Genomic DNA, 26,633 nt, shown 5'->3' with positions numbered 1-26,633 from the left:
ACAAAGAAAGGGGACCTGTCAATGGTTGCGCCATGGTTGATTGTCATTGGTGTCGTCGTCCTGCTTCTTGTCGGACTCATTGCCATTTTCATCGCCCGCTACCGCACGGTCGGGCCGGATGAGGCGCTTATTGTCACTGGCAGCTATTTAGGAAGCAAAAACGTCCACGTGGACGAATCGGGAAACAAAATTAAAATTGTCCGCGGCGGCGGCACGTTCGTCGTGCCGATTTTCCAGCAGGCCGAGCCGCTTAGTTTATTGTCGATCAAATTGGATGTACAAACGCCGGAAGTGTATACGGAACAAGGCGTGCCCGTGATGGCGGACGGGGTGGCGATCATCAAAGTCGGCAGCTCGATTGGCGAAATCGCGACTGCGGCCGAGCAGTTTTTAGGCAAAACGCGTCAAGACATGGAAAACGAAGCGCGTGAAGTGCTTGAAGGCCATCTTCGCTCCATTCTCGGGTCGATGACGGTTGAAGAAATTTATAAAAACCGCGACAAGTTTTCGCAAGAAGTGCAGCGTGTCGCCTCGCAAGATTTGGCGAAAATGGGGTTGGTCATCGTCTCGTTCACGATCAAAGACGTGCGCGACAAAAACGGTTACCTCGATGCGCTCGGGAAGCCGCGCATCGCCCAAGTGAAGCGCGATGCTGACATCGCCACGGCCGAGGCGGAAAAAGAGACGCGCATCAAGCGGGCTGAAGCAGACAAGGAAGCGCGCAAGGCGGAGCTCGAGCGGCTGACGGAAATCGCGGAGGCGGAGAAAATCAACCAGTTGAAGCTCGCTGAGTTCCGCCGCGAGCAAGACATCGCCAAAGCGCGCGCCGATCAGGCGTACCACCTCGAAGAAGCGAAGGCGAAGCAGGAAGTCATGGCGCAACAAATGCAAATTAAAATCATCGAGCGGCAAAAACAAATCGAGCTGGAAGAAAAAGAAATTTTGCGCCGCGAGCGCCAGTACGATTCGGAAGTGAAGAAAAAAGCCGACGCTGAACGCTATGCGATTGAACAAAAAGCGGCGGCGGAAAAGGCGAAGCAAATCGCCGAAGCCGATGCGCAAAAATACCGCGTCGAAACGCTGGCGAAAGCGGAAGCGGAGCGCATCCGTCTCGACGGGCTGGCGAAAGCCGAGGCCGAGAAAGCAAAAGGGGGAGGCAGAAGCGGAAATTATCCGCCTGAAAGGTCTCGCCGAAGCGGAAGCGAAACAAAAAATCGCCGAAGCGTTTGAGCGCTACGGCCAAGCCGCTGTGCTCGACATGATCATCAAGATGCTTCCAGAATATGCAAAACAAGTGGCGAGCCCGCTTGCGAACATCGAGAAGCTGACGATCGTCGACACTGGCTCAGGGGCAGGAGGCGGCGCCAACCGTGTCACGGGCTATGCGACGAACTTAATGGCGAGCTTGCAGGAGACGTTAAAAGCTTCGACGGGCATCGATGTGAAGCAGCTGCTTGAGAATCTCACGACAAGCGGTGCATCATCGGCCGTCACGGCCAAGCCAACCGTTGCCGAAGAGGCGAATGCGAGCCAGTCATGAACATGGTGTGCGGCGCCCTTGATCGAACGAAGGGCGCTTTTTTCGTGGTCATACTTGCGACATTCTTCGGAGTTGCGTATTAAGCATTGTTTCGCTATGATGGGAACGAGTGGAATGGAAAAAAGGAAGTAGGTTGAGGATGATGAAACGAGCTCGAATCATTTATAACCCGACATCAGGGCGCGAGCTGTTTAGGCGCCATTTGCCCGATGTGCTCGTTCGGTTGGAAAAAGCGGGCTATGAAACGTCGTGCCACGCCACCGAGGGTCCGGGAGATGCGACGAAAGCGGCGCGTCAGGCCGTCCTGCGGGAATTTGATCTCGTTGTCGCCGCGGGCGGCGATGGAACGATCAATGAAGTTGTCAACGGCATCGCCGATCAGCCGTATCGGCCGAAACTGGGCGTCATTCCTGTCGGGACGACGAACGATTTCGCCCGCGCCATCGGCGTGCCGCGCTCGATCGAAGGGGCGTGCGAGGTGATCGCCACGGGCGAGCCCGTACCCATTGACATCGGCTGTGTGACGAACGAAGACAAAACACGCTATTTCATCAACATCGCCGGCGGCGGCCGCCTGACGGAGCTCACCTACGAAGTGCCAAGCAAGCTGAAAACGATGCTCGGCCAGCTGGCCTATTACTTAAAAGGGATCGAGATGCTTCCGTCCATCAAGGCGACCGAAGCGCAAATCGAGTACGACGGCAAACTGTTTGAAGGCGAGATTATGATGTTTTTGGTTTCGCTCACGAACTCGGTCGGCGGTTTTGAAAAACTGGCGCCCGATTCGTCGCTCAATGACGGTCTGTTCGATTTCATCATCGTCAAAAAAACGAACTTGGCCGAATTCATTCGCCTTGTCACGCTCGCCGCGCGCGGCGAGCATATCAACGACCCGCATATCATTTACACGAAAGCGAACCGAGTGAAGGTGCGGTCGCCGATGCAGCTAAACTTAGACGGCGAATTCGGGGGCATGCTTCCAGGGGAATTTGTCAATTTGTACCGCCATTTGGAAGTCATCATGCCGAAAGACAAGGCGGAACAAGTGAGAACAGGAAGATAAGCCTGTTCTTTTCTTATGCCTCTAAGCCAATAAGGGAACGCTAACGGTATAAACCGATCGACAGAAAGGAGACGGACATGACCAAGCAGCAACCACCAGTCGCCAAAAACGAGTATTATGACGTCACATTCACCGATTTGACCCACGACGGGCTCGGGGTGGCGAAAGTCGACGGCTTTCCGTTGTTTGTGAAACACGCGCTTCCCGGGGAGCGGGCGAAGGTGAAAGCGATCAAAGTGAAAAAAGGGTATGGGTACGGCCGCCTCGTGGAGCTGTACGAACCAAGCCCCGACCGCGTTGAGCCGCCGTGCCCCGTCTATCGCCAATGCGGCGGCTGCCAGCTGCAACACCTCAGCTACGAAGGCCAGCTGAAAGCGAAGGAAAAGCAGGTGAAAGAAGTGCTCGCCCGCATCGGCAAGCTAGAAGGCGTCACCGTCCATCCCGTCATCGGGATGAAGAACCCATGGCGCTACCGCAACAAGGCGCAAGTGCCCGTTGGCGAGCGCGAAGGGGGCTTGGTCGCGGGCTTTTACAAGGAGCGGACGCATGAAATCATCGATATGGACGCCTGCCTCATCCAGCAAGAGGCGAACGATGTCGTCGTCCAGGCCGTGAAGCGCATCGCCGAGCGCTATGGTATTCCCCCATACGACGAAGCTACGCACAAGGGCGTTCTTCGCCATATTGTCGCCCGCTACGGCGCGGCAACAGGCGAGGTGATGGTCGTTCTCGTCACCCGCACGGACCATCTGCCCCACGAACAGGACATTGTCCGTGACATCGTCCGCGCCATTCCGGGCGTGAAATCGATCGTGCAAAACGTCAACCCCGAGCGGACGAACGTCATTTTCGGCGCCAAAACGCGGGTGTTATGGGGAAGCGAGTTCATCACCGACCGCATCGGCGGCATCCAATTCGCCATCTCGGCCCGCTCGTTTTACCAAGTCAACCCCGAACAGACGAAAGTGCTGTATGACAAAGCGCTCGAATACGCGGAGCTGACCGGGCGGGAGACGGTGATCGACGCCTACTGCGGCATCGGCACGATCTCGCTCTTTTTGGCGCGTAAAGCGAAACACGTCTACGGCGTCGAAATCGTCCCCGAAGCGATCGAAGACGCCAAGCGCAACGCCAAACTCAACGGCATCCAAAACGTCACCTTCGAAGTCGGCGCCGCCGAAGACGTCATCCCGCGTTGGTACGAAGAAGGCATCCGCGCCGACTGCTTGGTCGTTGACCCGCCGCGCAAAGGCTGTGACGCCGCGCTGCTTGAGACGATCATCGCCATGAAACCGTCCCGCGTCGTCTACGTCTCGTGCAACCCGGCGACGCTCGCCCGCGACTTGCGCATCCTAGAAGACGGCGGCTACGAAACGATCGAAGTCCAGCCAGTGGACATGTTTCCGCACACGGCGCATGTGGAGTGTGTGGCGAAAATTCGGTTGAGATAAGACAACGGGCCGGTGGATCCGGCCTTGTTGTTTGCAGTCGAATTGGGCAAACGGCCATGACGACACGAATGACATGATAAAGATTTCATCCGCCTGCAAAACTGGGGGCTGGATGAGATCCATCCTATTGAGAATCCACAACACTTGCAAGTGTTCCTCGAACGGTTATGGTGAACGACTCCCGCTTCATGCAAAGCACAGTCGGAGTTTCTTTGCCCCAAATGTCACCCTCTGTCTTCCTGAGCGTCAACCGGCATAAAACGTATTTTTCTTCCCCTTTTTGTATCGAAAACCGTATATAATAGAGATTGGAAATCACAAGGAGGTACATAGAAGCCATGCTCACAGGCGAATTGCGCCATAAAGTCGATAAAATATGGGAAACGTTTTGGACAGGCGGGATAACAAATCCGTTGACGGTCATTGAACAGTTTACCTACTTATTGTTCATCAAAGGCTTGGATGAAGTCGAAACACAGCGCGAGCAGGAGGATGCGCTGCTCGGCATTGAATCGGAACGCATCTTTCCTCCCGATAAGCAACACTTGCGCTGGAGCAAATTCAAACATTTTGAAGCCGCCCATATGTACGATGTCGTGTCCAATGAAGTGTTTCCGTTCATCAAAAACTTGCACGGCAATCGGGAATCGGCCTATGCAAAATATATGGGCGACGCCATTTTCATGATCCCGACGCCGCAAATGCTCGTCAAAATCGTCGACGGCATTGACCGCATTCCGATGAAAGACCGCGATACGAAAGGCGATTTGTACGAGTATTTGTTATCGAAAATCGCCACCGCAGGCACGAACGGCCAATTCCGCACCCCGCGTCATATCATTCACATGATGGTCGAGCTGATGAAACCGACGCCGGAAGACATCATCGTCGACCCGGCGGCGGGGTCGGCGGGGTTTTTGGTGGCGGCGGGCGAATATTTGCGCAAACATCGCAGTGACTTATTTTTAGTGCAAAGTTTAAAAGAACATTTTAATAACCATATGTTCTACGGTTTTGATATGGACCGCACGATGCTGCGGATTGGCGCGATGAACATGATGCTCCATGGCATTGAAAATCCGAATATCGAATATCGCGACTCCTTGTCGGAACAAAACAAAGATAAGGACAAATACACCCTTATCCTTGCCAATCCGCCTTTTAAAGGTTCATTAGATTATGATGCAGTTTCAAATGATTTGTTAAAAGTTGTAAAGACAAAGAAAACCGAACTTTTATTTTTGGCATTATTCTTACGCATTTTAAAAACGGGCGGACGCTGTGCCTGCATCGTGCCAGATGGGGTATTGTTCGGCAGCTCGAAGGCGCATAAAGACATCCGCAAAGAAATTGTGGAAAATCATAAATTAGAAGCGATTATTTCGATGCCAAGCGGCGTTTTTAAACCGTACGCGGGCGTATCGACGGCGATTATGATTTTCACGAAAACGGGCCTCGGCGGAACGGATCAAGTATGGTTCTATGACATGAAAGCGGATGGCTATTCATTGGATGACAAGCGCACTCCGATTGAAGAAAACGACATTCCGGATATCATTGCGCGCTTCCATAACCGTGAAGCAGAGAAAGAACGGAAACGCACGGAGCAGTCGTTCTTTGTGCCGGTGGAAGAAATTCGTGAAAATGACTATGACCTTTCGATTAACAAATATAAAGAGATTGAGTATGAAGAGGTAGAGTATGAAGCACCGAGTGTGATACTTGAAAGAGTGGAAGCGTTGGAAAAAGAGATTATGCAGGGATTACAAGAGTTGAAAGAAATGATTAGAGGGTAGTGAATTTTGTTATGGCGTTTCATTATAAAAAGTTAGGAGAGTTAGTCACGATTATCGGTGGTGGAACACCTGATAGAAATAAACCACATTTTTGGAATGGAGATATAAATTGGATTTCAGTAAAAGATCTCGTAGGGGATACAATATCTTCATCACTAGAAACTATAACCACTGAAGGATTAGAAAAATCAAGTGCCAAGTTGATTCCAAAAGGAAATATTATATTACCTACAAGGATGGCGCTCGGTAAGGTTGCAATAAATCAGATTGATGTAGCAATTAATCAGGATCTAAAAGCGTTGATAATAAAAGATAATAGTCAGTTAGACCTTTACTATTTATTTTACTTTCTGAAGAGTAAATCTAATTTTATTGAATCTAAGGGAAAAGGTGCTACGGTTAAGGGCATTACAGTTAATCTAATTTCAAATTTAGAAGTTCCTATACTTCCTCTTACACTTCAAAAGAAAATTGCATCAGTTTTACGCAAAGCACAAGCATTAATTAATAAAAGAAAAGCCCAAATCGAAGCGTTAGATCAGTTAACGCAAAGTGTGTTTTTGGAGATGTTTGGGGATCCTGTTTCCAATAAAACATGGGAGAGACGACCGCTTAAAGATATTGCAGATGTAAGAGATGGAACACACGATTCGCCTAAGTATGTTCCAAACGGTTATCCTTTAGTAACTTCTAAAAATATTAAAAACGGGAAAATTGATTTAAGTAATGTAAACTACATCTCGGAAGAAGACTTTATAAATATTAATAAGAGGTCTAAAGTTGATATAGGAGATATTATTATGCCGATGATTGGCACAATCGGAAATCCAATTATCGTCGACGAACAGCCAAATTTTGCGATAAAGAATGTAGCATTAATAAAATTTAATAATCCTCTTTTGGTCAATATATACCTAAAATATTTACTGGATTCACATTATCTTGATTATATTCTCAATAAAAATAAACGTGGAGGAACACAAAAGTTCTTGTCTTTAACGGATATAAGAAATATGGAAATTCCGTTGCCGCCAAGAGATTTGCAAGACAAATTTTCTGAAATAGTAAAAAAAATTGATTCTCAGAAGTCAATTCTTCACAAAAGCTTGAGAGAGTTAGAAAAAAATTTCAACTCCCTCATGCAACGTGCGTTTAAGGGAGAATTGTTCAACGATTAGTAATGTAAAAGAAATTCGTGCTGGTCAAGGGAGGGGTGTTTGTTGTTGTCCAACTTTCATTTTTTAGTAGGGAAGCCTCATTATGAGAGCTTTACGAATGCGTGTTTAGAGGCGGAGAAAAGTTTGGTTGTGAGTCCAGCGACGTGCGCGATTTTGACGCGCCGTGCGCTGGAGCTTGCCGTTAAGTGGGTGTACAGCTTTGACAGCGCGTTGAAAGTTCCGTATCAAGATAATCTTTCCAGTTTGATTCATGACAACGTCTTTTTGTCCATTATTGATGAAGACTTGTTGCCGTTGTTGCGTTACATTGTCAAACTGGGAAATGTCGCGGTTCATACGAACTCGATGATTACGAGGGAAGAAGCGATTCTTTCCCTGCATAATCTTCATCAGTTTGTGTCTTGGATTGATTATTGTTATTCAGATGAATATACGGCTACGGATTTTGACGAATCATTGCTGCCAATCGGCGAGGAAAAGCGCGAGCGTCCGGAAGAGCTGAAAGATTTATACGAGCGGTTAAGCTCCAAAGACAAGCGTTTGGAAGAAATGATGAAAGAAAACGAACAGCTCCGCGCTCTTCTCACCGCCAAACGGGAAGAGAATACAAAAGAGTACCACTTCCAAGTCGATGAACTGAGCGAATGGGAAACAAGAAAGAAATACATCGATTTAGATTTGAAGCTGGCGGGTTGGGAATTTAAAAAGGACGTTGTTGTGGAATATCCTGTCGTTGGCATGCCGAATCAAGAAGGAGTCGGCTATGTCGATTACGTCCTGTTTGGCGACAACGGAAAGCCGCTGGCGGTGATCGAAGCGAAGCGGACAACCGATGATCCGAACAAAGGAAAGCAGCAAGCCAAACTATACGCCGACTGCATTGAGAAGATGCACGGCCAACGTCCGATCATTTTTTACACAAACGGGTTTGAAACGTATATGTGGGACGACCTTAACTATCCGGCGCGGAGAGTTTCCGGCTTTTACAATAAGGAAGAATTAAGCTTGCTTATTGATCGTCGGACGATGAAGAAGCCGCTAAAAAATGTGCAAATCAATGACAACATCGCGAATCGTTATTATCAAAAAGAAGCGGTTTTAGCCGTATGTGACGCGCTTGAGAACAAACGGCGCAAAGCGTTGCTTGTCATGGCGACGGGGAGCGGCAAAACTCGGACGGCGATTTCGATTGTCGATGTTCTTACCCGTCATAATTGGGTAAAAAATATTTTGTTTTTAGCGGACCGCAAAACGCTTGTAACGCAAGCGAAAAATAGCTTTAGCCATTTGTTGCCGAACTTGACACTTTGTAATTTGCTTGATAACAAAGACAATCCAGAGGAAAGCCGCATGGTGTTTTCGACGTACCCGACAATGATGAACGCGATTGATGATGCGAAGTGGAAAGACGGCAGACGGCTTTTTACGGTCGGGCATTTTGATCTCATCATCATCGACGAGTCGCATCGGAGCATTTACAAGAAGTACCGAGCCATTTTCGACTATTTCGATGCCATATTGCTCGGGCTTACCGCCACACCAAAAGATGAAATTGACCGCAATACGTATGAAGTGTTTGATCTGGAAAACGGCGTGCCGACGTATGCGTACGAGTTGGACCAGGCGGTGCAAGACGGCTATTTAGTCGATTACCGCACCATTGAGACAAAGTTGAAATTTTTGGAAGATGGCATTCATTACGATGAGTTGTCGGATGAAGAAAAAGAGCGGTATGAAGAAACGTTTGATGATGAAGTAGGCGAGGATATTGACAGTACCGCGTTAAACGAATGGCTGTTCAACGATGATACGATTGATACGGTGCTGAGAGATTTAATGGAAAAAGGAATTCGCGTCGAAGGCGGGGACAAACTCGGCAAAACGATTATTTTTGCGAAAAACCATCGCCATGCGGAACGGATTGTGGAGCGCTTTGATCAATTGTTCCCTGAATACAAGGGCGGCTTTGCACGGGTCATTGATTACAGCGTGAACTACTACCAAACATTAATCGATGATTTTTCCGACCGCAACAAATGGCCGCAAATTGCGGTATCGGTTGATATGCTCGATACAGGAGTGGATATTCCGGAAGTCGTCAACCTTGTGTTCTTCAAGAAAGTACGCTCCAAATCAAAGTTTTGGCAAATGATTGGGCGTGGAACCCGTTTATGCAAAGACTTATTCGGAGTCGGACAAGATAAAACGCATTTCCTTATTTTTGACTATTGCGGCAACTTCGAGTTTTTCCGCGAAAATCCAAAGGGAATCGAAGGAAAAGCGGTGGAGAGCTTAACGGAGCGTCTATTTAATGCCAAAATCGAAATCATTAAAGAACTGCAGCATTTACAATACCAAGAAGAAGAGTATATTGCCTATCGCAATGAATTGATTGACGAGGTGCTAGCGGAAATCAATAAGTTAAACGAAGAAAACTTCCGTGTACGCCAACATATTCAATACGTACACAAGTTTAAAAACAGGACGAAATGGGACTCCTTAACAGCGATAGATGTTAATGAAATCAAAGAACATCTTTCGCCGTTGATTGTTCCGCTAAACGATGATGAGTTGGCGAAACGGTTTGATTTGCTTATGTACACGATCGAATTGGCGAAGCTGCAAACGAAAAATGCCACAAAGCCGATTCGCAGTGTGATTCGCACCGCAGAGGCGTTATCGAAGCTCGGTTCGATTCCTCAAGTGATGGAGCAAAAATACATCATCGAAAAGGTGCAGACGGAAGAGTTTTGGAGCGAAGCCGATATTTTCGAATTGGAAGCCGTTCGCGAAGCGTTGCGTGATTTAGTGAAATTCCTTGAAAAAGAAACGCAAAAAATTTACTATACGAACTTTAAAGACCAAATTTTAGAGGTCAAAGAAAACGGCCCGATGTTTAATGTCAATGATCTGAAAAATTATCGGAAAAAGGTGGAACATTATCTGCACGAACACCGCGACCAGATGGCCATTTACAAGCTGCGAAACAACAAAAAGTTAACGGTGCAAGATTTGAAAACGCTCGAGCATATCCTTTGGAGCGAGCTTGGCACAAAAGACGATTATCAAAGAGAATTCGGAGACACACCGATTACAAAACTCGTCCGCCAAATCGTCGGCCTTGACCCGCAGGCCGCCAACGAAGCGTTTTCCGAATTTTTATCAAGCGAACGGTTGAACATCCAGCAAAGCCGTTTTGTCAAACTAATCGTCGATTACTTTGTAAAAAACGGAGTCATGGACAAGCGGGTGCTGCAGGAAGAACCGTTTAAAACCGTCGGCAGCATTGTTGAACTCTTTCAAGACAACATGGATGACGCGCGGAAGATTATTCGCATTATCGATGAGATTAACAGAAATTCAGAAGATATTGTGGGGGCGTAGCAAAAGCGTTCTTTGTGGTATCTAGTTAGCCGTTGGGTGTTGTTGCTAACGTTTCAATATATTTTGTTTTTCTTTGGTGTTAAGGCATCTTTGAGAGTGAAGCATCTCAAAGGTGCCTTCTATTTCTTATACATATAGAACGAAACGAGTATAAATGTTGTGTAGATAGCCCATATTGAGTCGAAATGGTTCGGCAAATATCCATGTATTTGATAATCTAAAATTGAGCCACTTTTCAACGGTTCGATCACATAAAAAATGAGCCACCCGATTTCCAATTTTCATTACCTCCCTCCAACGATTATGATCGCCATCTTAAATTATCCCCTTTTCCCACATGAAACAGATCGCTTCCATACCGTTTTTCACATTCGTGAAGACGAAGAACAGTTTCTTTGGAGCCATCACCTTGAATTTCATGTACTCGACTTGTCACAATTTATGGTAAAATGGAAGAAATATCGGAGAGAAGTGAAACAGTCACCGGAATGGCCATGGCTAACGATGTTGTCGGCTGTCGATGGACGAACGAAAAAAATGGATGAAGAGATGTTTCGTGAATTGGAGGGAATAGCCATGACAGAACAAGACATTTTAGAAGCGCTAGAAGAATGGCAAAACTTAAGCGTCGACCCCGAAAACCGTTACGCATACGAAATGCGGCTGAAATGGCTCCTTGATCAACTCTCAAACATTCGCGGCAGTCGGGAAGAAGGAAGACAAGAAGGATTGAAAGAAGGATTAGAACAAGGTCGAGAAGAAGGGAAAAATGAAACGATTCGAAAAATGGTCGAAAAAGGAATGAGTATAACAGACGTTGCCCATATTCTCGACATGACAGAGGAGGAAGTACGGGAGCGGTTGGGAGATTAGCGAACGGTGTCGGGTGCTGTTCAACTATGTTGTGTCCCTCTTTGTCCCACGTCAATGATGTTGCACAGGTGATTGGAGAGCGATCAGAAAATCGATTCGCTGTTCAAATACGTCCTGAATTAAATCATCGAAAAAGTATTAAAATGAAAAACCGCCGTGTTGCCTTATTGGCAGCACTGCGGTTTTTCTCTTACTAGCGATGCTCATTAGCGAACGGTGCCAGGCACTGTTGTTCATGTCGCGTGCACATCGAAATAATACATACTTGGCTCCTCACGCTTCTCGTGGAAAAAAAGCGACCGATGATATCGGGATTCTTCCCCGATATGAAGGGACGATGATGCACGATGCGTTCGGTACGTATCCGAAATACACACATGCCACCCATGCCCTTTGTCATGCCCACCATTTGCGTGAGTTAAAAGGATTCATCGAACAAGGGCATACGTGGGCGATGCGCATGACCACGTTTCTGTTAGCCGCCAAGCAAGCCGTCAAAGCCCATCACGGTGCACTTTCCGAAGAAGAAGCGAGACGGTGGGAACGAGTGTATGATCGTATCCTAGCGAAAGCACAGCACCGATTGGAAACGATGACACCTCTTCCGAAAAAGCACTCGCTTTTGTTCGACGCCTTCAAAAACGAAAGGAAGAAGCGCTGCGTTTCTTACGTGAAGTACATGTTCCCTTTGATAACAACCAAGCCGAACGCGATCTTCGCATGGTTAAAGTCAAAGAGAACATTTCGGGTACGTTTCGCGAAGAAACATTCGCCCAGTCTTTTTGTATCACAAGAAGCATCGTTTCCACACTGACGAAACACGAAAAAAACGTGTGGGATTCGTTATGTCTTCTGTTGACAGGCGAAACGCTCGATCGTGTTCTTTCTACCACTTAGGGCATTTTCTATTACGGGGATGCCCTATTTGTGTTGCGCTTCTTTACATACTACTATCGGAGTGAATAGTTACAATAGAATTTTTTGATGTAGCTAATTAAATGAATCGCACGGTAAATATTGGGTTGATTTTTTTAAATTCCATTTGTAAATTATCACTTTATTTCCGCACAAAAAAGACTCTTTTTTGCACATTCCTTCGGAATATCCCTCTCCCCCTTTCCGAAAGAATGTGCTAAATTTTTTGTGAATTATTTCGGAATGGGACATGGGTGATTTCCAGAGGGGGGACGAGGACGTGATTCGGTTTCATGACTTTCAGGTCGATGTCCAGACATATGCCCAGCGGGGAAAACAAAACGACTTTCCCCTTCTTAAGCGGTGCCCTCATTGCCAGGCAAAACGCCCTCTTTATCGCCATGGGTACTACGAACGAAATGCCGTGACGTCGCATCAGTCTTATCGCATTTGGATCGCTCGGTATCGCTGCCCGGAGTGCAGGAGGACGGTGGCCGTGTTGCCTTCATTTCTTCTCCCTTATTTTCAGTATACGTTGCCCACCATATGGAGAGTGGTGAAAGAACGGTTGGGCCTGACTCCGAAACGGGGGATGGAGGAGGCTCCACTCCTTCCTACGGATGAAGGGGTTTTATTTTATGTCCGACGTTTATTCCGAAATTTGAACCACCTTCATTGGTTTTTTGCGGAGCGCTGGAGAAAAATTGGTCCTGCCATCGCCCAAGCGAGAGAACGAGCCCTATGGTGGATCCAGACGATGGAGGAGATCGGCCTCTTTTTCGTCATCCAAGAGATATGGGAGCACCGATCGACGCATCTTTTTGCACGTACATTCATTTCCTGATTTTACTTATATCCCCTTATATGGAATCATTTATAGATTCCACAAACCTTTCCTCTCGACGGTCGGGGGAATGATCCGATAGGATAGAGACAGGATGGACCGATAAGGTCCTAGAATGGGATGAACGAAGGAGGAGATCGAAATGAATGAGTCGATGAGACAGGAGATCGCTTTATTTCGGTATGGATTGATCGCTCCATTGGTGAATGGACAAGTCGATCCAAAAACGTACTTGAAGGAAGTAGCGGAACGGATCCATCAAGTTCCCCACCATGGAGAGAAACGCATCGCCGCCAAAACGATCCTCGACTGGTGCACGCAGTACAAAAAAGGGGGCTTTGAGGCGCTGAAGCCGAAACGACGGTCGGACCGTGGCCATTCCCGGAGGCTGTCACCTGAAGAAGAGGATCACATTTTAGCCCTGAGAAAAAAACACCCCCACATGCCCGTGACGGTGTTTTACCAACACCTTATCGAGCAGGGGGAAATCCAATCCATCTCTTATTTCACTATATACCGACTTTTAAAAAAATACAACCTCGTGGGGAAAGAAATTTTACCGATTCCTGAACGAAAACGATTCGCGTACGATCAGGTCAATGAGCTCTGGCAAGGTGATTTGTCCCATGGCCCGTTGATTCGCGTGAATGGCAAAACGCAAAAAACGTTTTTGATTGCCTATATCGATGACTGCTCGCGGGTCGTGCCGTACGCTCAGTTTTTCTCTTCCGAGAAATTTGACGGGTTGCGGATCGTAACCAAGGAAGCGCTGCTTCGATACGGAAAGCCGAAGCGAATTTACTCGGATAACGGCAAGATTTATCGGGCGGAACCCTTGCAGTACGCCTGCGCGGAGTTAGGGATCACCTTGATCCATACCCAGCCGTACGATCCGCAAAGCAAAGGGAAAATCGAACGATTTTTCCGCACCGTACAGACGCGGTTTTACCCGTTGCTCGAAATGAATTCACCGAAGTCGCTCGAAGAGCTAAACGAGCGATTTTGGAAGTGGTTGGAGGAAGATTACCATCGAAAACCGCATGCCTCGTTGAACGGGAAGACGCCACATGAAGTGTTTCAATCGCAAGTCCATTTGGTGTCGTTCGTCGAGGATTCGGATTGGCTCGACTCGATCTTTTTGAAACGCGAATACCGTAAAGTGAAGGCCGATGGTACGGTCACGTTGAACAAGCAGCTGTATGAAGTTCCGCCCCGGTTCATCGGACAATCGATCGAACTCCGTTATGATGAACAAGGCGTGTATGTGTACGAAGACGGTCAACGGGTCGCCGAAGCGGTCCTTGTTCGCTTCGAGGACAATGCCTATGTGAAACGCCATCGGTCACCGTTTGCGGCGGTTCCGGTAGAGGGAGGCGAAAACGATGTATAAAACGTTTTATTCCCTTTCCCGAGAGCCGTTTTCGAAGGAGACGAATCCACCAGAGGCTTATCAAGGGGCCTCGTATCAAGAGGCCCTCGCCGCTTTGGACTACGTGAAACGAACAAGAGGGATCGGGCTATTGATCGGTGAACCAGGGGCCGGCAAGACATTCGCCCTTCGGGCGTTTAAGGAATCCCTGAATCCGTCACTGTATCACGTCGTTTATTTTCCATTGTCAACGGGAAGCGTGATGGACTTTTATCGCGGCCTTGCCTTCGGGCTCGGGGAAGAGCCGAAATACCGCAAGGTCGACTTGTTTTATCAAATCCAACAAGGGATCGAGCGCTTGTATCATGAACAACGGGTAACGTCAGTGTTCATCCTCGATGAAATGCATTTAGCGAAGGATGCCTTTCTGCAGGATATCGCGATCCTGTTCAACTTTCACATGGACTCAACAAATCCGTTTGTCTTGATTTTGGCGGGGCTGCCCCATTTACAGGCAAAACTACGCTTGAATCAACACCGTCCGCTTCACCAACGAATCATCATGCGATACCAGATGGGGCCTCTTGATAAGGAAGAAGTGGTAGGATATATCGAACACCGCCTGAAACAGGCGGGGGCGAAACACCCGATTTTTACCCCAGCTGCCTTAGAAGCGATCGCCCTGCAGTCGCAGGGGTGGCCGCGGATCATCAACAACCTCGCCACCACTTGCCTGTTATACGGCGCTCAATTAAAAAAACATATGATTGACGAAGACATTGTGCGTATGGCAGCCGAAGAAATGGGGTACTGACACAGCAGGGGCTGATCGGCCCCTGTTATGTTTCATCCCGATCCATCCTCATTCTAGTTAATCATCCGAAATAATGTGCAAATGTTCGGAAATAATCTGCAAAACCTGGAATAATTCGCAAAGATTTTGCACATTATTTCCGAATCCGTCCGAAATAATTTGAAAAAGGGATTCTGAAATAATGTGCTAATTTACATCCATTCTTTTTTTGTTTTTCATTCAAATAAATACTTGAATAATAAAAGAAATGGGGTATAATATATTCAAACGGAAATTTGAATATGAAAGGGGGATAATGAATGAGTAAGAAAGATACATGTGAAATTTATTGTTATGACGAAGAAAAAGTCAATCGAATACAAGGGGAATTGCAAAAAGAAGATATATCCAGTGTTGTCCTGTTGTTTAAAGCACTGGCAGATGAAAATAGGGCAAAAATTGTCTATTCACTTTGCCAAGATAAAGAGTTATGTGTATGTGATATTGCCAATATCATTGGGGCTTCTGTTGCAACCACTTCCCATCATTTACGGACTCTTTATAAACAAGGGATTGTAAAGTATCGAAAAGAAGGAAAGCTAGCATTTTATTCGCTGGATGATGACCATATTAAGCAGTTAATCATGATTGCGTTAGTACATGAGAAAGAGGTGAAAGTCCGTGTCTGAACAACAAGCAAAATTATCTAAATCAGAAGCGAAAACCTACCGTGTTCAAGGATTTACTTGTGCAAACTGTGCGGCAAAGTTTGAAAATAATGTAAAATCATTGCCCGGTGTTCAAGATGCTAAAGTAAACTTTGGAGCATCTAAAATTACCGTTTGGGGTACAACAACCATCGAAGAATTAGAAAAAGCAGGAGCTTTTGAAAACTTAAAGGTTCGGGAAGATAAAGAAAAATCAGTCAAGCGTGAACCTTTTTGGAAGCAAAAAGAGAACATTAAAGTGTATATTTCCGCCGTTTTGCTTGTGATCAGTTGGTTTTTAGGGAAGCAATACGGAGAAGAGCATATCTTTGCGACAATTGGATATGCTGCAGCAATTTTAATCGGTGGATATTCGTTATTTATAAAAGGTTTCAAAAACCTAGTTCGATTGAATTTTGATATGAATACGCTGATGACAGTGGCGATTTTAGGAGCTGCAGCGATTGGTGAATGGGGAGAAGGTGCAACGGTTGTTATTCTATTCGCCATTAGCGAAGCCTTAGAGCGTTATTCCATGGATAAAGCTCGTCAATCCATTGAATCGTTGATGGATATTGCTCCAAAAGAAGCATTAATTCGTCGCGGAAATGAAGAAATGATGGTCCCTGTTGACGATATTCAAGTCGGAGATATTATGATCGTAAAGCCTGGTCAGAAATTAGCGATGGATGGAATCGTCATCAAGGGTACATCTACGCTAAATCAGGCTGCCATTACGGGAGAAAGTGTTCCAGTAACCAAAACAGTCGGTGATGAAGTCTTTGCAGGAACATTGAATGAAGAAGGGTTATTGGAAGTAAAAGTGACAAAACGAGTGGAAGATACAACTCTTTCGAAAATCATCCATTTAGTGGAAGAAGCTCAAGCAGAACGAGCACCTTCTCAAGCGTTTGTAGATCGTTTTGCCAAATACTATACACCAGCCATTATCATTTTTGCTCTTTTACTAGCCGTTATTCCTCCATTATTTATGGGTGCTGATTGGAGCGAATGGATTTATCGAGGTCTAGCTGTATTAGTGGTTGGTTGTCCGTGTGCGTTGGTTATTTCCACGCCTGTTTCGATTGTAACTGCCATTGGAAATGCAGCGAAAAACGGTGTGTTAATTAAAGGTGGTATTTATTTAGAGGAAGCAGGATCTCTAAAAGTCATCGCTTTTGATAAAACAGGAACATTAACAAAAGGTGTTCCTTCCGTCACCGATGTGGTCACTTATAATGGCAATGAAAATGAACTAATGACCATTACAGCAGCCATTGAAAAAGGCTCACAACATCCACTTGCTTCCGCCATTATAAGAAAAGCAGAAGAAGATGGATTGAATTTTAATGATGTATCGGTTGAAGAATTCCAATCCATTACAGGTAAAGGGGTCAAAGCCAAAGTAAACAACGAAATGTATTATGTCGGAAGTCCAGGTCTTTTTGAAGAACTTCTTCCAAATGGCATCCAATCAGAAATAAAAGAACAAATGACAACCCTTCAAACACAAGGGAAAACGGTCATGGCGTTAGGAACGGAAAAAGAAATTCTGGCGTTAATTGCCGTGGCAGACGAAATAAGAGAATCATCCAAAGAGGTTATTCGAAAACTTCATCAAGTCGGTATTGAAAAAACGGTAATGTTGACAGGGGATAACCAAAGAACAGCCGAAGCCATCGGAAAACAAGTCGGCGTTTCCGATATTAAAGCCGATTTACTTCCAGAAGATAAACTGAATTTCATCAAAGAGCTTCGTGACAAGCATCAAAGCGTGGCGATGGTTGGAGATGGTGTGAACGATGCACCAGCTCTTGCAGCTTCAACCGTTGGTGTGGCAATGGGTGGTGCTGGAACCGATACAGCCCTAGAAACAGCCGATATTGTCTTAATGTCTGATGATTTAAGCAAATTGCCATATACGATTAAATTGAGCCGCAAAGCTTTAGCGATTATTAAGCAAAACATTACTTTCTCTTTAGGGATTAAGGCATTGTCATTACTGTTAATTGTGCCTGGTTGGTTAACGCTATGGTTAGCGATATTTGCCGATATGGGAGCAACATTACTCGTAACATTAAACAGCATGCGATTGCTAAAAGTTAAAGAATACAGGCGTGTTGATTATCCAATAAAATCCAAAGGGTATAGAAAAAAGAGCACCTTTCCTGTAGAATGTGAGTAGCGACACAAACAAACCCAGGAGGTGCTCTCTATGAACAAGCATACCACACTCCCGAATTTGATGCAAAAACTTGTTTCGGATGAAGAGATTCAACTGATTGCCGAAGCGGTTGGGGATCGTGATTCGTCTCGAACCTTTACGTTGCGCGAGTTGATTCACTTCTTCCTGCTGGCCGCCATGCATCAATGGAAAAGCTTTCGCCACGGAGCCGATGTGGGGCCTCTGTATGGATTGCCGCGATTCCATTATTCAACTGTATCCAAGAAAGCGAAAGAAGTTCCCTATGACATCATGAAACGCTTGTTGGCGTTGATCATTTCCAAGTGCAACCGCCAAACCCGCCGTTCGCTTCGGTTTCCCAAACCGCTTCGGGTGGTGGATTCGACGACCGTCACGGTCGGGAAAAACCGCCTGCCATGGGCGCCGTATCACGGCGAACGCGCCGGAGTGAAGCTGCACGTCGCGTATTCGCCGGAATCCTCGTTGCCGGCAGACGTGGTGGAAACCATCGGACTGCGTCATGATGGCCCGGTGGGAGAACAGTTGACGAACGCTCAACAAGTGCTGGTGGAAGACCGGGCGTATTTCAAAATCGAACGCCTCGATCGATTTGTGGAGCAGCATCAGCTCTTTGTCATTCGGATGAAGGACAACATCGAACTTCATCAGAAAAAAAGCTTGAAACGCCTTTCCAGCACATCCTCATCGGTTCAAGCCGACTTCACGTGCCAGTTGGGGACGAAACAATGCCGCTCCACCAAGCGTCACCGGGTGGTGATCTTTCGAGATGCGAATGGCCGCGACATTCGGGTCGTGACGAACCTCTTCCATGCGTCTGCGGAAACCATTGCCGACATGTACCAACAACGTTGGACTGTTGAGGTCTTTTTCCGTTGGGTGAAGCAATATCTGAATGTCCCGACCTTGTTTGGCACGACGGAAAATGCGGTATACAACCAACTGTTTGCGGCGTTCATCGCGTATGTGTTGCTGCGATGGCTGTATGATCAAACCAAAAAACAGACGAACGTCTCTCTTTCCTTCATTTCGTTCGTTCGCCGTTTTTTTCTCTGGGCAGCTTCCTCTCGATTGGAAATCCGAGATGGCCGCTGCTTTGTTTGAGTATGCCCAAATTTATGGAAGGCGTATGTATAATTTTGGATAATCAACACTCGTGTAAAGAATAGGCTCTTCACCACAAGTGGCAGTGCATGATAAGGAGCGCTGAACGTGAGCATTTCGTCTCTCATTTTGCTTTTGTTGATCATGTCGATCGTGTTGTTCGTGTATGGCGTTGTCCAAAAGAGCAAAGCCGCCAAACGGATCGCCTTTGGTCTCTTCATAGCATCGGTCGGATTAGCGGGTTTTGTCGTGTTTCTCATCGGTTATATGTAACGGAAAGCCAAAGCCGAACACGCTGTTCTGTGTGTTCGGCTTTGCGTGTGCGCCCGGCATGGGTGCAGTCTATAGGGTGAAAGTCCCGAACTGCGAAGGCAGAAGTAGCAGGTAGCTTAACGCAAGGGTGTCTGCGGCGACGCAGAATCTGAAGGAAGCGGGCGGCAAACTTCCGGTCTGAGGAACACGAACTTCATAGGAGGCTGGGTATCATTGGGTGAGTTTGCACGACAAAACGAAGCCCTTTCTGCCGAAGGTGATACCGAGTAAATGAAGCAGATGGATGGAAGGAAAGACTGCACTCTTACCCGGGGAGGTCTGTCCGGGAAGCCAAGTGCGCTTGGCAACCGTTGGAGCGATCCAACGCTGAACGGACAGAAGTCAGCAGAGGTCATAGTACCCGTCTAGCTTAGATAGAAGGGGAAGGACCGAACCATGAAGGAGAACGGCCACTAGGCGTTCATCTTCTTTGATGAAGCAGATAACCCGAAAGGGCCTGCTTGAGGGGGGAAATGGTGAAGTCCATGGGGAACCTCAAGAGGGTGGAGAAGAAGATGGCACAAATAGAACGGACCGTTCACGTAGAGAGGAAGAATCGGAATGTGGATGAAACAGGTAATGTCACGAGAGAATCTCCTGCGAGCACTCAAACAAGTGGAAAAGAATAAAGGGTCCCATGGAACCGATGGAATGTCCGTCAAAGACCTGCGAAGACACCTCGTGGAACATTGGGACGCGATACGGCACGCTTTAGAAGAAGGGACCTACGAACCTTGCCCGGTCCGACGGGTCGAAATCCCGAAACCGAACGGAGGAGTCAGGTTACTAGGAATCCCGACCGTGACAGACCGGTTCATCCAACAGGCCATCGCCCAAGTGCTCACGCCGATCTTTGACCCATCCTTTTCGGAACACAGCTACGGGTTTCGTCCCGGTCGAAGAGGACACGACGCGGTGAAAAAGGCGAAGCAGTATATTCAGGAAGGATATACATGGGTGGTAGATATCGACTTGGAAAAGTTCTTTGATCGAGTCAACCATGACAAACTGATGGGGATATTAGCGAAACGAATTCCAGACAAAATCCTCCTAAAGTTGATACGGAAGTATCTACAGGCAGGGGTCATGATCAACGGGGTGGTCATGGAAACACAAGAGGGGACTCCACAAGGAGGGCCGCTCAGTCCACTCCTGTCCAACATTCTCCTGGATGAGCTGGACAAAGAATTGGAAAAACGAGGGCACAAGTTTGTACGGTATGCGGATGACTGCAATATCTACGTAAGGACGAAGAAGGCCGGGGAACGGGTGATGAAATCGATCACGGCATTCATCGAAAAGAAACTCCGGCTGAAAGTCAACGAAACCAAATCGGCAGTGGATCGTCCGTGGAGGAGAAAATTCCTCGGTTTTAGCTTCACCCCAAGTAAGGAGCCAAAAATCCGAATTGCAAAGGAAAGCATTCGGCGCATGAAGCAAAGGATACGCACCATGACGAGCCGATCGAAACCGATTCCCATGCCCGAACGAATCGAACAGCTCAATCAATACATTCTGGGATGGTGTGGATACTTTTCGCTAGCAGAGACCCCAAGTGTGTTCAAAGAACTAGATGGATGGATTCGACGAAGGCTGCGCATGTGCCAATGGAAAGAGTGGAAACTTCCGAGAACCAGAGTCCGAAAACTGCAAAGTTTAGGAGTGCCCAAGCAGAAAGCATATGAATGGGGAAACACTCGGAAGAAATATTGGAGAGTGGCCGCCAGTCCCATCCTGCATAAAGCCCTTGGCAACTCCTATTGGGAGAGCCAAGGGCTGAAGAGTCTTTATCAACGATATGAATCTCTGCGTCAGACTTAATGGAACCGCCGTATACCGAACGGTACGTACGGTGGTGTGAGAGGACGAGGGTTAGTCACCCTCTCCTACTCGATTTGCGGCGCTTCGGGAGGGAATCATTCGGAGAAGATGGGACTCGTGCTTAAAGGCCTCAAGGACTGGGACCCTGCTGCAAGGGGAGGCGGCCGTTCAGGGCGGGTTCACCCGCCTTGCTTCATCTACCATTTTTTGGTTTGGTAGTTATTTTAAAAAAACAACGAAGAAAGTGATTCATTTTTTTGCACAAGGAAAAGTGTAGGGGATATAAAGAAAATGCAGAAAAGAATGATATATAAAAAAATTATTGAAGCAGAAGTGTGTAGTATTTATAATATTATTTGGTTATGTGTTATACAACAAAAGTAATCAGCTGGCATAGGAGGGATTGGATTGATTGAAAAGCTCGTGGAAACGGTGAACGGGTGGCTGTGGAGCCCTTTCTTAATTGCTTTTATTGTCTGTTGTGGTTTGTATTTTAGCATTCGCACCCGCTTCCTGCAAATCCGCCACGTGAAAGAGATGATCCGGCTTGTGACGACGGGGAAGGGCTCTGAGGCCGGGGTGTCTTCTTTCCAGGCGTTGACGATGTCGTTGTCCGGCCGCATTGGCGTTGGGAACGTCGCTGGGACGGCGACGGGGATTGCGTACGGGGGGCCGGGCGCGGTCTTTTGGATGTGGGTGATCACCTTTATCGGAGCGGCGACGGCGTATGTCGAGTCGACGCTGGCGCAAATTTATAAAGAGGAACAAGACGGACAATACCGCGGCGGTCCGGCGTTCTACATTGAAAAAGGCCTTGGCTGGAAATGGTTTGCGGTTGTGATTGCCGGGGCGATCATTCTCTCCATGGCGGTATTGATGCCGGGGATTCAAGCGAATTCGATCGCGGATGGGTTTTCGAATGCGTTTGGCATTCCGAAATTGGTGACGGGAATTTTCGTGATCGCTGTTCTTGGCTTTACGATTTTTGGAGGAGTGAAGCGGATCGCCAAAACGGCGGAAATTGTCGTTCCGTTTATGGCAGTTGGCTATTTGTTGGTCGCGATTGCCATTATTGCGGCCAATATTGAGAAAGTCCCGGATGTGTTTGGTTTGATTTTCAAAAGCGCGTTTGGCGCTGATCAAGTGTTTGGCGGCATTCTTGGTTCGGCGGTGATGTGGGGGGTCAAACGCGGCCTTTATGCGAATGAAGCGGGGCAAGGGACGGGCGCCCACCCGGCAGCGGCGGCGGAAGTGTCCCACCCGGCGAAGCAGGGGCTTGTGCAGGCGTTTTCGATCTATTTGGACGTGTTCTTGGTCGTGACGGCGACGGCACTGATGATTTTATTTACTAACCAGTATAATGTCATTAATGAAAAAACCAAGGAGCCGATTGTCGTCAACCTTGAAGGGGTAGAACCGGGCGCAGGGTATACGCAAGCGGCGGTGGACACCCTCTTCCCGGGGTTTGGCTCGGCCTTTATCGCGATCGCTCTGTTCTTCTTCGCCTTTACCACGATGTACGCCTATTACTATATTGCCGAGACGAACCTCGCCTATCTTGTGCGCGGTGAAAAGAGGGGAACGGCCTTCTTTGCCCTCAAAGTGATCTTTTTGGCCGCCACTTTCTATGGAACGGTCAAAACGGCGACAACGGCATGGGCGATGGGCGACATCGGGCTTGGCATCATGGTGTGGCTCAACTTGATCGCGATCTTGTTGTTGTTTAAACCGGCCTATATTGCGCTAAAAGATTATGAGGAGCAGCTGAAGCAAGGCAAGGATCCGGAATTCAATGCGTCAAAATACGGGATCAAGAACGCGACATTTTGGGAAAATGGGTATACGAGAGTGGACGAAAAGAAGGAACAAGCGTTATAAGCCATCATACGTTGTAGAGTTGGAGGTGTCCCGCTGCGTTCGGGACACCGTTTTTGTGCGTCCGGCATCCTGGGAATGGCCGCTTTGGAATCCTGTTAGGCAAAGCAGATATTGAAAAAAAGTTGGAAACAGGAGATGATGACGAAACGGTTGATGAGCTGACGGGGATGGCGGTCGGGAAGATGGAAAAGGGGAGAGGGGGAGGAAGTTTGTTTCGTAAAAAAACCGGCCGCAGGGCCGGTTTTTGTGGAAATTAATGGGTTGTTCCCTTTAGGTCACGAACAAGTTGGGCCAGCGCGTCGTGAATCGGCGTCACCGGTCTGCCGAGCAGTTTTTCAAAGTCGTTGCTTTCGATTTCTAAGGAGCCTTCGCGGATGCCGCGTTGAATGTCCACGAGAAACGACACGAGCGGATCGGGCAAACCAGCCTTTTTCATGATATCAGCATAGGCAGCATCGTTGACTTGTTGCACCGGCACGTCTTTGCCTAAGACGGCGCCGAGGGCGGCGGCGAGTTCTTCTTGGGTCATGAGGGGGCCGGAAAGTTCGTAAATTGTGTTTTCATGGCCATCTCCGGCGAGGACGGCAGCGGCGGCTTCGGCGTAGTCTTGGCGAAGGGCCCAGCCGACTTTGCCTGTCCCGGCTGATGTCACCCAAGGCGCCCCGGCGAGGACGGCTTGAACGGTTCCGATTTCGTTTTCCAAATACCAGTTGTTGCGCAAAAAGGAGTACGGAATGCCGGTGTTTGCGATGGCTTCTTCCGTCACCCGATGCACTTCGGCCAAGGCGAGCCGGCTTTCATTCGCATTCGCCAGGCTTGTGTACGCAATGAATCCGACTTGGGCGCGTTGGGCGGCGTTGACGGCATTTGTGTGCTGGCGGATTCTTGTTTCGTTGTCTCCGTCGGTGGAGATGATCAACAGCCGGTCAATCCCTTGAAAGGCTGTCTCCAACGTTTCGGGGCGGTCAAAATCGCCATGGCGAACGTCGACTCCGCGGGCCCGAAGATGTTCGGCTTTTTCCGGCTGGCGGACGCTGACGGCCAGCTGGTGAGCCGGCACGGATTTCAACAGCGTTTCGACGACTTTCGTTCCTAATTTTCCGGTTGCCCCGGTGACTAATATGTTCATACGCCTAGACCTCCTCATTTGTTTTGTTATAACCAGTTTGGTTACAACCGATGTATAAATAAAAGCCCTGTTAAGAGCTTTTATTATTGAAATTGAGCGATCAGCCGGCTGATCGTCGTTTGCGAAAGCCGCTCTTCCATGGCCGCCTGCGCCGCTTTCAGTTCGGCTTGCAGAACCGCCTCGATATTCCGCCCGACCGGGCACTGAATGTTCGGATGTTCATGGATGCGAAACAGTTGATCCGTTTCCACGACACCGACGGCCCGATACACGTCTAACAGCGTGATTTGGTCGGGAGGTTTGCGTAGCGAAGCGCCGCCGACTCCGGGGCGGACGTCAACCAACCCCGCTTTTTTTAACATGCCCATAATTCGACGGATGATGACAGGGTTTGTATTGACGCTCTGCGCGATGAAATCTCCGGTGCAATCGGCCGGGCTGGTCGCAAGCAAGCAAAGGATGTGCACGGCCATCGAAAATCGTGTGCTAATTTGTTTCACGTAAAACACCACCGTTGTAACCATTATAGTTATATCTTCAGGAAAAGTCAACTTTGGTGCTGGCCGTTTTGGATCAATCGTGCTTCCGGTCGGAAAGGGATAAATCCCCGCCAAAGGCCGCGCCGGAGAGAAGAGGGGTTGACGCCGTGACGGAAAGGTGCTTTGGATTCGCCCGCTGATCGTGTACAATACATAAAGGGTGACAACATCGTTCATCTCGGAAGGAGGAAAGCCATTGACAGACAGCGGAAAACAATCGTTCATTACGGACATTCATCAGTTGGATAAAAAAGGAGCGGGACAAGCGGTCGTTTGGCAGGAAGAAGAAGGGAGGAGAAAAAAAGCTCAAACTCACTGTTCCGTCCACGCTTCCTGGTGAAAAGGTGCGGGTTTTGATCGATTGGCCGAAACGCCGGAGGGCCCATGCCCGAGTGGAAGAAGTGATCGAGCCGCATCCGGAACGGCTTGCGCCTTCGTGTCCGCACTTTGACCGCTGTGGCGGCTGTGTCTGGCAGCACTGGCGCTATGAAGGGCAGCTGCGCCATAAAACGGAGCATGTCAAGACGCTCTTGAAAGAGCACGGATTTGACCCTGGCGTTGTCCGCGATACGATTGGCATGGAACATCCGTGGCATTACCGCAATAAAATGGAGTTTACGTTTTCTCCGGAAGGGTTGCTTGGACTGCACGAGCGAGGGAACTTCCGGCAAGTCATTTCGTTGGAGACATGCCTCATTGCCGGCGAGAAGATCGTCAAAGCGGCCATGGAGGTGGCGCGTTGGGCGCGCGATCACCGGTTGCCTGGTTATCACAAAGATACCCACGAAGGGCTGCTTCGCCACCTCATGGTGCGCGAGTCGTTTGCGACAGGAGAGGTGATGGTGGCGCTCTTTGCGACCGAGGCGCCGGAAGGGGATCTGAAAGAAGCGGCGGCCGATTTGACGGAGCGGATCACCAAAATGCTCCCGCAAGTGAAAAGTTTGCTTTGGCTCGAGAATCGGGCGTGGGCGGACCGCACCCAAGCGGAACAAACCCATGTGTTGGCCGGACGTGATTTCATTTACGATGAATTGTGCGGCTTCCGCTACCGCCTTTGGTTTGATACGTTTTTTCAAACAAACCCAGTGCAGGCGGCCAAATTGGTTGAACTGGCGTTGGAGATGGGCAAACCGCAGCCTCATGAAAACATGATCGACCTCTTTTGCGGAGTCGGGACGTTTTCCCTGCCATTTGCGAAACGGGTCAAAGCGTTAGCTGGCATTGAAATTGTTGAAACGTCGATTGAGTCGGCGAAGCGAAATGCGAAGGACAACGGCATTGATAATACGTACTTTTTGGCTCGGGATGCAAGACGCGGGATTGATGAAGTGTTGGAACAGTTCGGGCGGCCGGAGCTGCTGCTTTTGGATCCTCCACGTTCGGGGGCGGGCGGGAAGGTGATGCGCAAAATCGGCCGGGCGCGGCCGGAGCGGGTTGTGTATGTCTCGTGCAATCCGGAGACGTTTGCGTCAGACATTACGGAGCTAGTCTCGTTCGGCTATACATTGAAAACCGTCCAGCCGGTGGACATGTTTCCGCATACGGCCCATGTCGAGTGCTGTGCGTTGCTTGTTCGGGGATCATGATGGAAGGAATCCCGTTTCTCGGATAGGGAGAAACGGGATTTATTGCTTTTGCCATCCTTTTTTGAAACAAATAGAAATCATTTACAGGGATAGATGTGCAACCTATGCCCCACCTACAAACTTCAGAAGCGGAAGGAAAAAGATGGCG

General features: G+C 48.2%; 15 protein-coding genes and 5 pseudogenes. 18 read left to right on the top strand and 2 right to left on the bottom strand.

What is annotated here, in order from left to right; translation table 11 throughout:
• Positions 1-21: 21 nt before the first annotated feature.
• The 17 genes and pseudogenes from ACVX3G_RS00715 (at position 22) to ACVX3G_RS00635 (ending at position 23,231) form a co-directional block, all read left to right on the top strand.
• Positions 22-1,540, top strand: a pseudogene (locus tag ACVX3G_RS00715) (SPFH domain-containing protein).
• Positions 1,541-1,682: 142 nt separating this feature from the next.
• Positions 1,683-2,603, top strand: a complete 921-nt coding sequence (locus ACVX3G_RS00710; protein WP_033012836.1) for a diacylglycerol kinase — start codon at positions 1,683-1,685, stop codon at positions 2,601-2,603.
• Positions 2,604-2,680: 77 nt separating this feature from the next.
• Positions 2,681-4,054 carry a 23S rRNA (uracil(1939)-C(5))-methyltransferase RlmD gene (gene rlmD / locus ACVX3G_RS00705; protein WP_020279713.1) on the top strand — a complete coding sequence of 458 codons (1,374 nt, stop codon included), beginning with the start codon at positions 2,681-2,683 and terminating at the stop codon, positions 4,052-4,054.
• Positions 4,055-4,392: 338 nt separating this feature from the next.
• On the top strand, positions 4,393-5,850 hold the full coding sequence (locus ACVX3G_RS00700; RefSeq protein WP_020279714.1) for a type I restriction-modification system subunit M: 1,458 nt from the start codon (positions 4,393-4,395) through the stop codon (positions 5,848-5,850).
• A gap of 11 nt (positions 5,851-5,861) precedes the next feature.
• The gene (locus tag ACVX3G_RS00695) at positions 5,862-7,028 is read left to right on the top strand and encodes a restriction endonuclease subunit S (protein WP_020279715.1); all 1,167 of its coding nucleotides are present in this window, start codon (positions 5,862-5,864) and stop codon (positions 7,026-7,028) included.
• Between the two features lie 42 nt (positions 7,029-7,070).
• On the top strand, positions 7,071-10,412 hold the full coding sequence (locus ACVX3G_RS00690; RefSeq protein WP_025039117.1) for a DEAD/DEAH box helicase family protein: 3,342 nt from the start codon (positions 7,071-7,073) through the stop codon (positions 10,410-10,412).
• 258 nt (positions 10,413-10,670) lie between these two features.
• Entirely contained in the window at positions 10,671-11,285 is a 615-nt protein-coding gene (locus ACVX3G_RS00685) for an Rpn family recombination-promoting nuclease/putative transposase (RefSeq protein ID WP_011229851.1), read from the top strand.
• A gap of 199 nt (positions 11,286-11,484) precedes the next feature.
• Positions 11,485-12,182 (top strand): annotated as a pseudogene (locus ACVX3G_RS00680) (IS66 family transposase).
• Between the two features lie 298 nt (positions 12,183-12,480).
• Positions 12,481-13,044, top strand: a complete 564-nt coding sequence (locus tag ACVX3G_RS00675; protein WP_011229852.1) for a DUF6431 domain-containing protein — start codon at positions 12,481-12,483, stop codon at positions 13,042-13,044.
• Positions 13,045-13,186: 142 nt separating this feature from the next.
• The gene (locus ACVX3G_RS00670) at positions 13,187-14,434 is read left to right on the top strand and encodes an IS481 family transposase (protein ID WP_011229853.1); all 1,248 of its coding nucleotides are present in this window, start codon (positions 13,187-13,189) and stop codon (positions 14,432-14,434) included.
• Positions 14,427-15,227: an ExeA family protein gene (locus tag ACVX3G_RS00665; protein WP_011229854.1), complete on the top strand. Its 801-nt coding sequence runs from the start codon at positions 14,427-14,429 to the stop codon at positions 15,225-15,227. Before ACVX3G_RS00670 ends, ACVX3G_RS00665 begins: the two co-directional genes overlap by 8 nt.
• Positions 15,228-15,526: 299 nt before the next feature.
• Positions 15,527-15,895, top strand: a complete 369-nt coding sequence (locus tag ACVX3G_RS00660) for an ArsR/SmtB family transcription factor (RefSeq protein ID WP_011229855.1) — start codon at positions 15,527-15,529, stop codon at positions 15,893-15,895.
• Positions 15,888-18,023: pseudogene (locus ACVX3G_RS00655) on the top strand (heavy metal translocating P-type ATPase); the annotation flags it as partial. The gene ACVX3G_RS00660 and the pseudogene ACVX3G_RS00655, both read left to right, overlap by 8 nt.
• 105 nt (positions 18,024-18,128) lie before the next feature.
• Positions 18,129-19,263: pseudogene (locus tag ACVX3G_RS00650) on the top strand (IS4-like element IS5377 family transposase).
• A gap of 65 nt (positions 19,264-19,328) precedes the next feature.
• The gene (locus ACVX3G_RS00645; RefSeq protein WP_014194840.1) at positions 19,329-19,493 is read left to right on the top strand and encodes a hypothetical protein; all 165 of its coding nucleotides are present in this window, start codon (positions 19,329-19,331) and stop codon (positions 19,491-19,493) included.
• Positions 19,494-20,093: 600 nt separating this feature from the next.
• On the top strand, positions 20,094-21,353 hold the full coding sequence (ltrA, locus tag ACVX3G_RS00640; RefSeq protein WP_011230853.1) for a group II intron reverse transcriptase/maturase: 1,260 nt from the start codon (positions 20,094-20,096) through the stop codon (positions 21,351-21,353).
• Positions 21,354-21,761: 408 nt separating this feature from the next.
• Positions 21,762-23,231 carry an alanine/glycine:cation symporter family protein gene (locus ACVX3G_RS00635; protein ID WP_014194841.1) on the top strand — a complete coding sequence of 490 codons (1,470 nt, stop codon included), beginning with the start codon at positions 21,762-21,764 and terminating at the stop codon, positions 23,229-23,231.
• A gap of 253 nt (positions 23,232-23,484) precedes the next feature.
• On the opposite strand, the gene ACVX3G_RS00630 is transcribed toward ACVX3G_RS00635, so the two are convergent.
• Both ACVX3G_RS00630 and ACVX3G_RS00625 read right to left on the bottom strand, forming a co-directional pair.
• Complete coding sequence (locus ACVX3G_RS00630; protein WP_011229859.1) at positions 23,485-24,360, bottom strand: SDR family oxidoreductase; 876 nt, start codon at positions 24,358-24,360, stop codon at positions 23,485-23,487.
• A gap of 83 nt (positions 24,361-24,443) precedes the next feature.
• The gene (locus ACVX3G_RS00625) at positions 24,444-24,860 is read right to left on the bottom strand and encodes an Rrf2 family transcriptional regulator (RefSeq protein WP_011229860.1); all 417 of its coding nucleotides are present in this window, start codon (positions 24,858-24,860) and stop codon (positions 24,444-24,446) included.
• 235 nt (positions 24,861-25,095) lie between these two features.
• On the opposite strand from ACVX3G_RS00625, the pseudogene rlmD (ACVX3G_RS00620) reads away from it, so the two are divergent.
• Positions 25,096-26,485, top strand: a pseudogene (rlmD, locus tag ACVX3G_RS00620) (23S rRNA (uracil(1939)-C(5))-methyltransferase RlmD).
• Positions 26,486-26,633 lie beyond the last annotated feature (148 nt).

This window comes from Geobacillus sp. PLS 41, assembly GCF_056494105.1.
The sequence above is the reverse complement of the archived record's forward strand: the minus strand, read 5'-3'. Positions and strand labels throughout refer to the sequence as shown.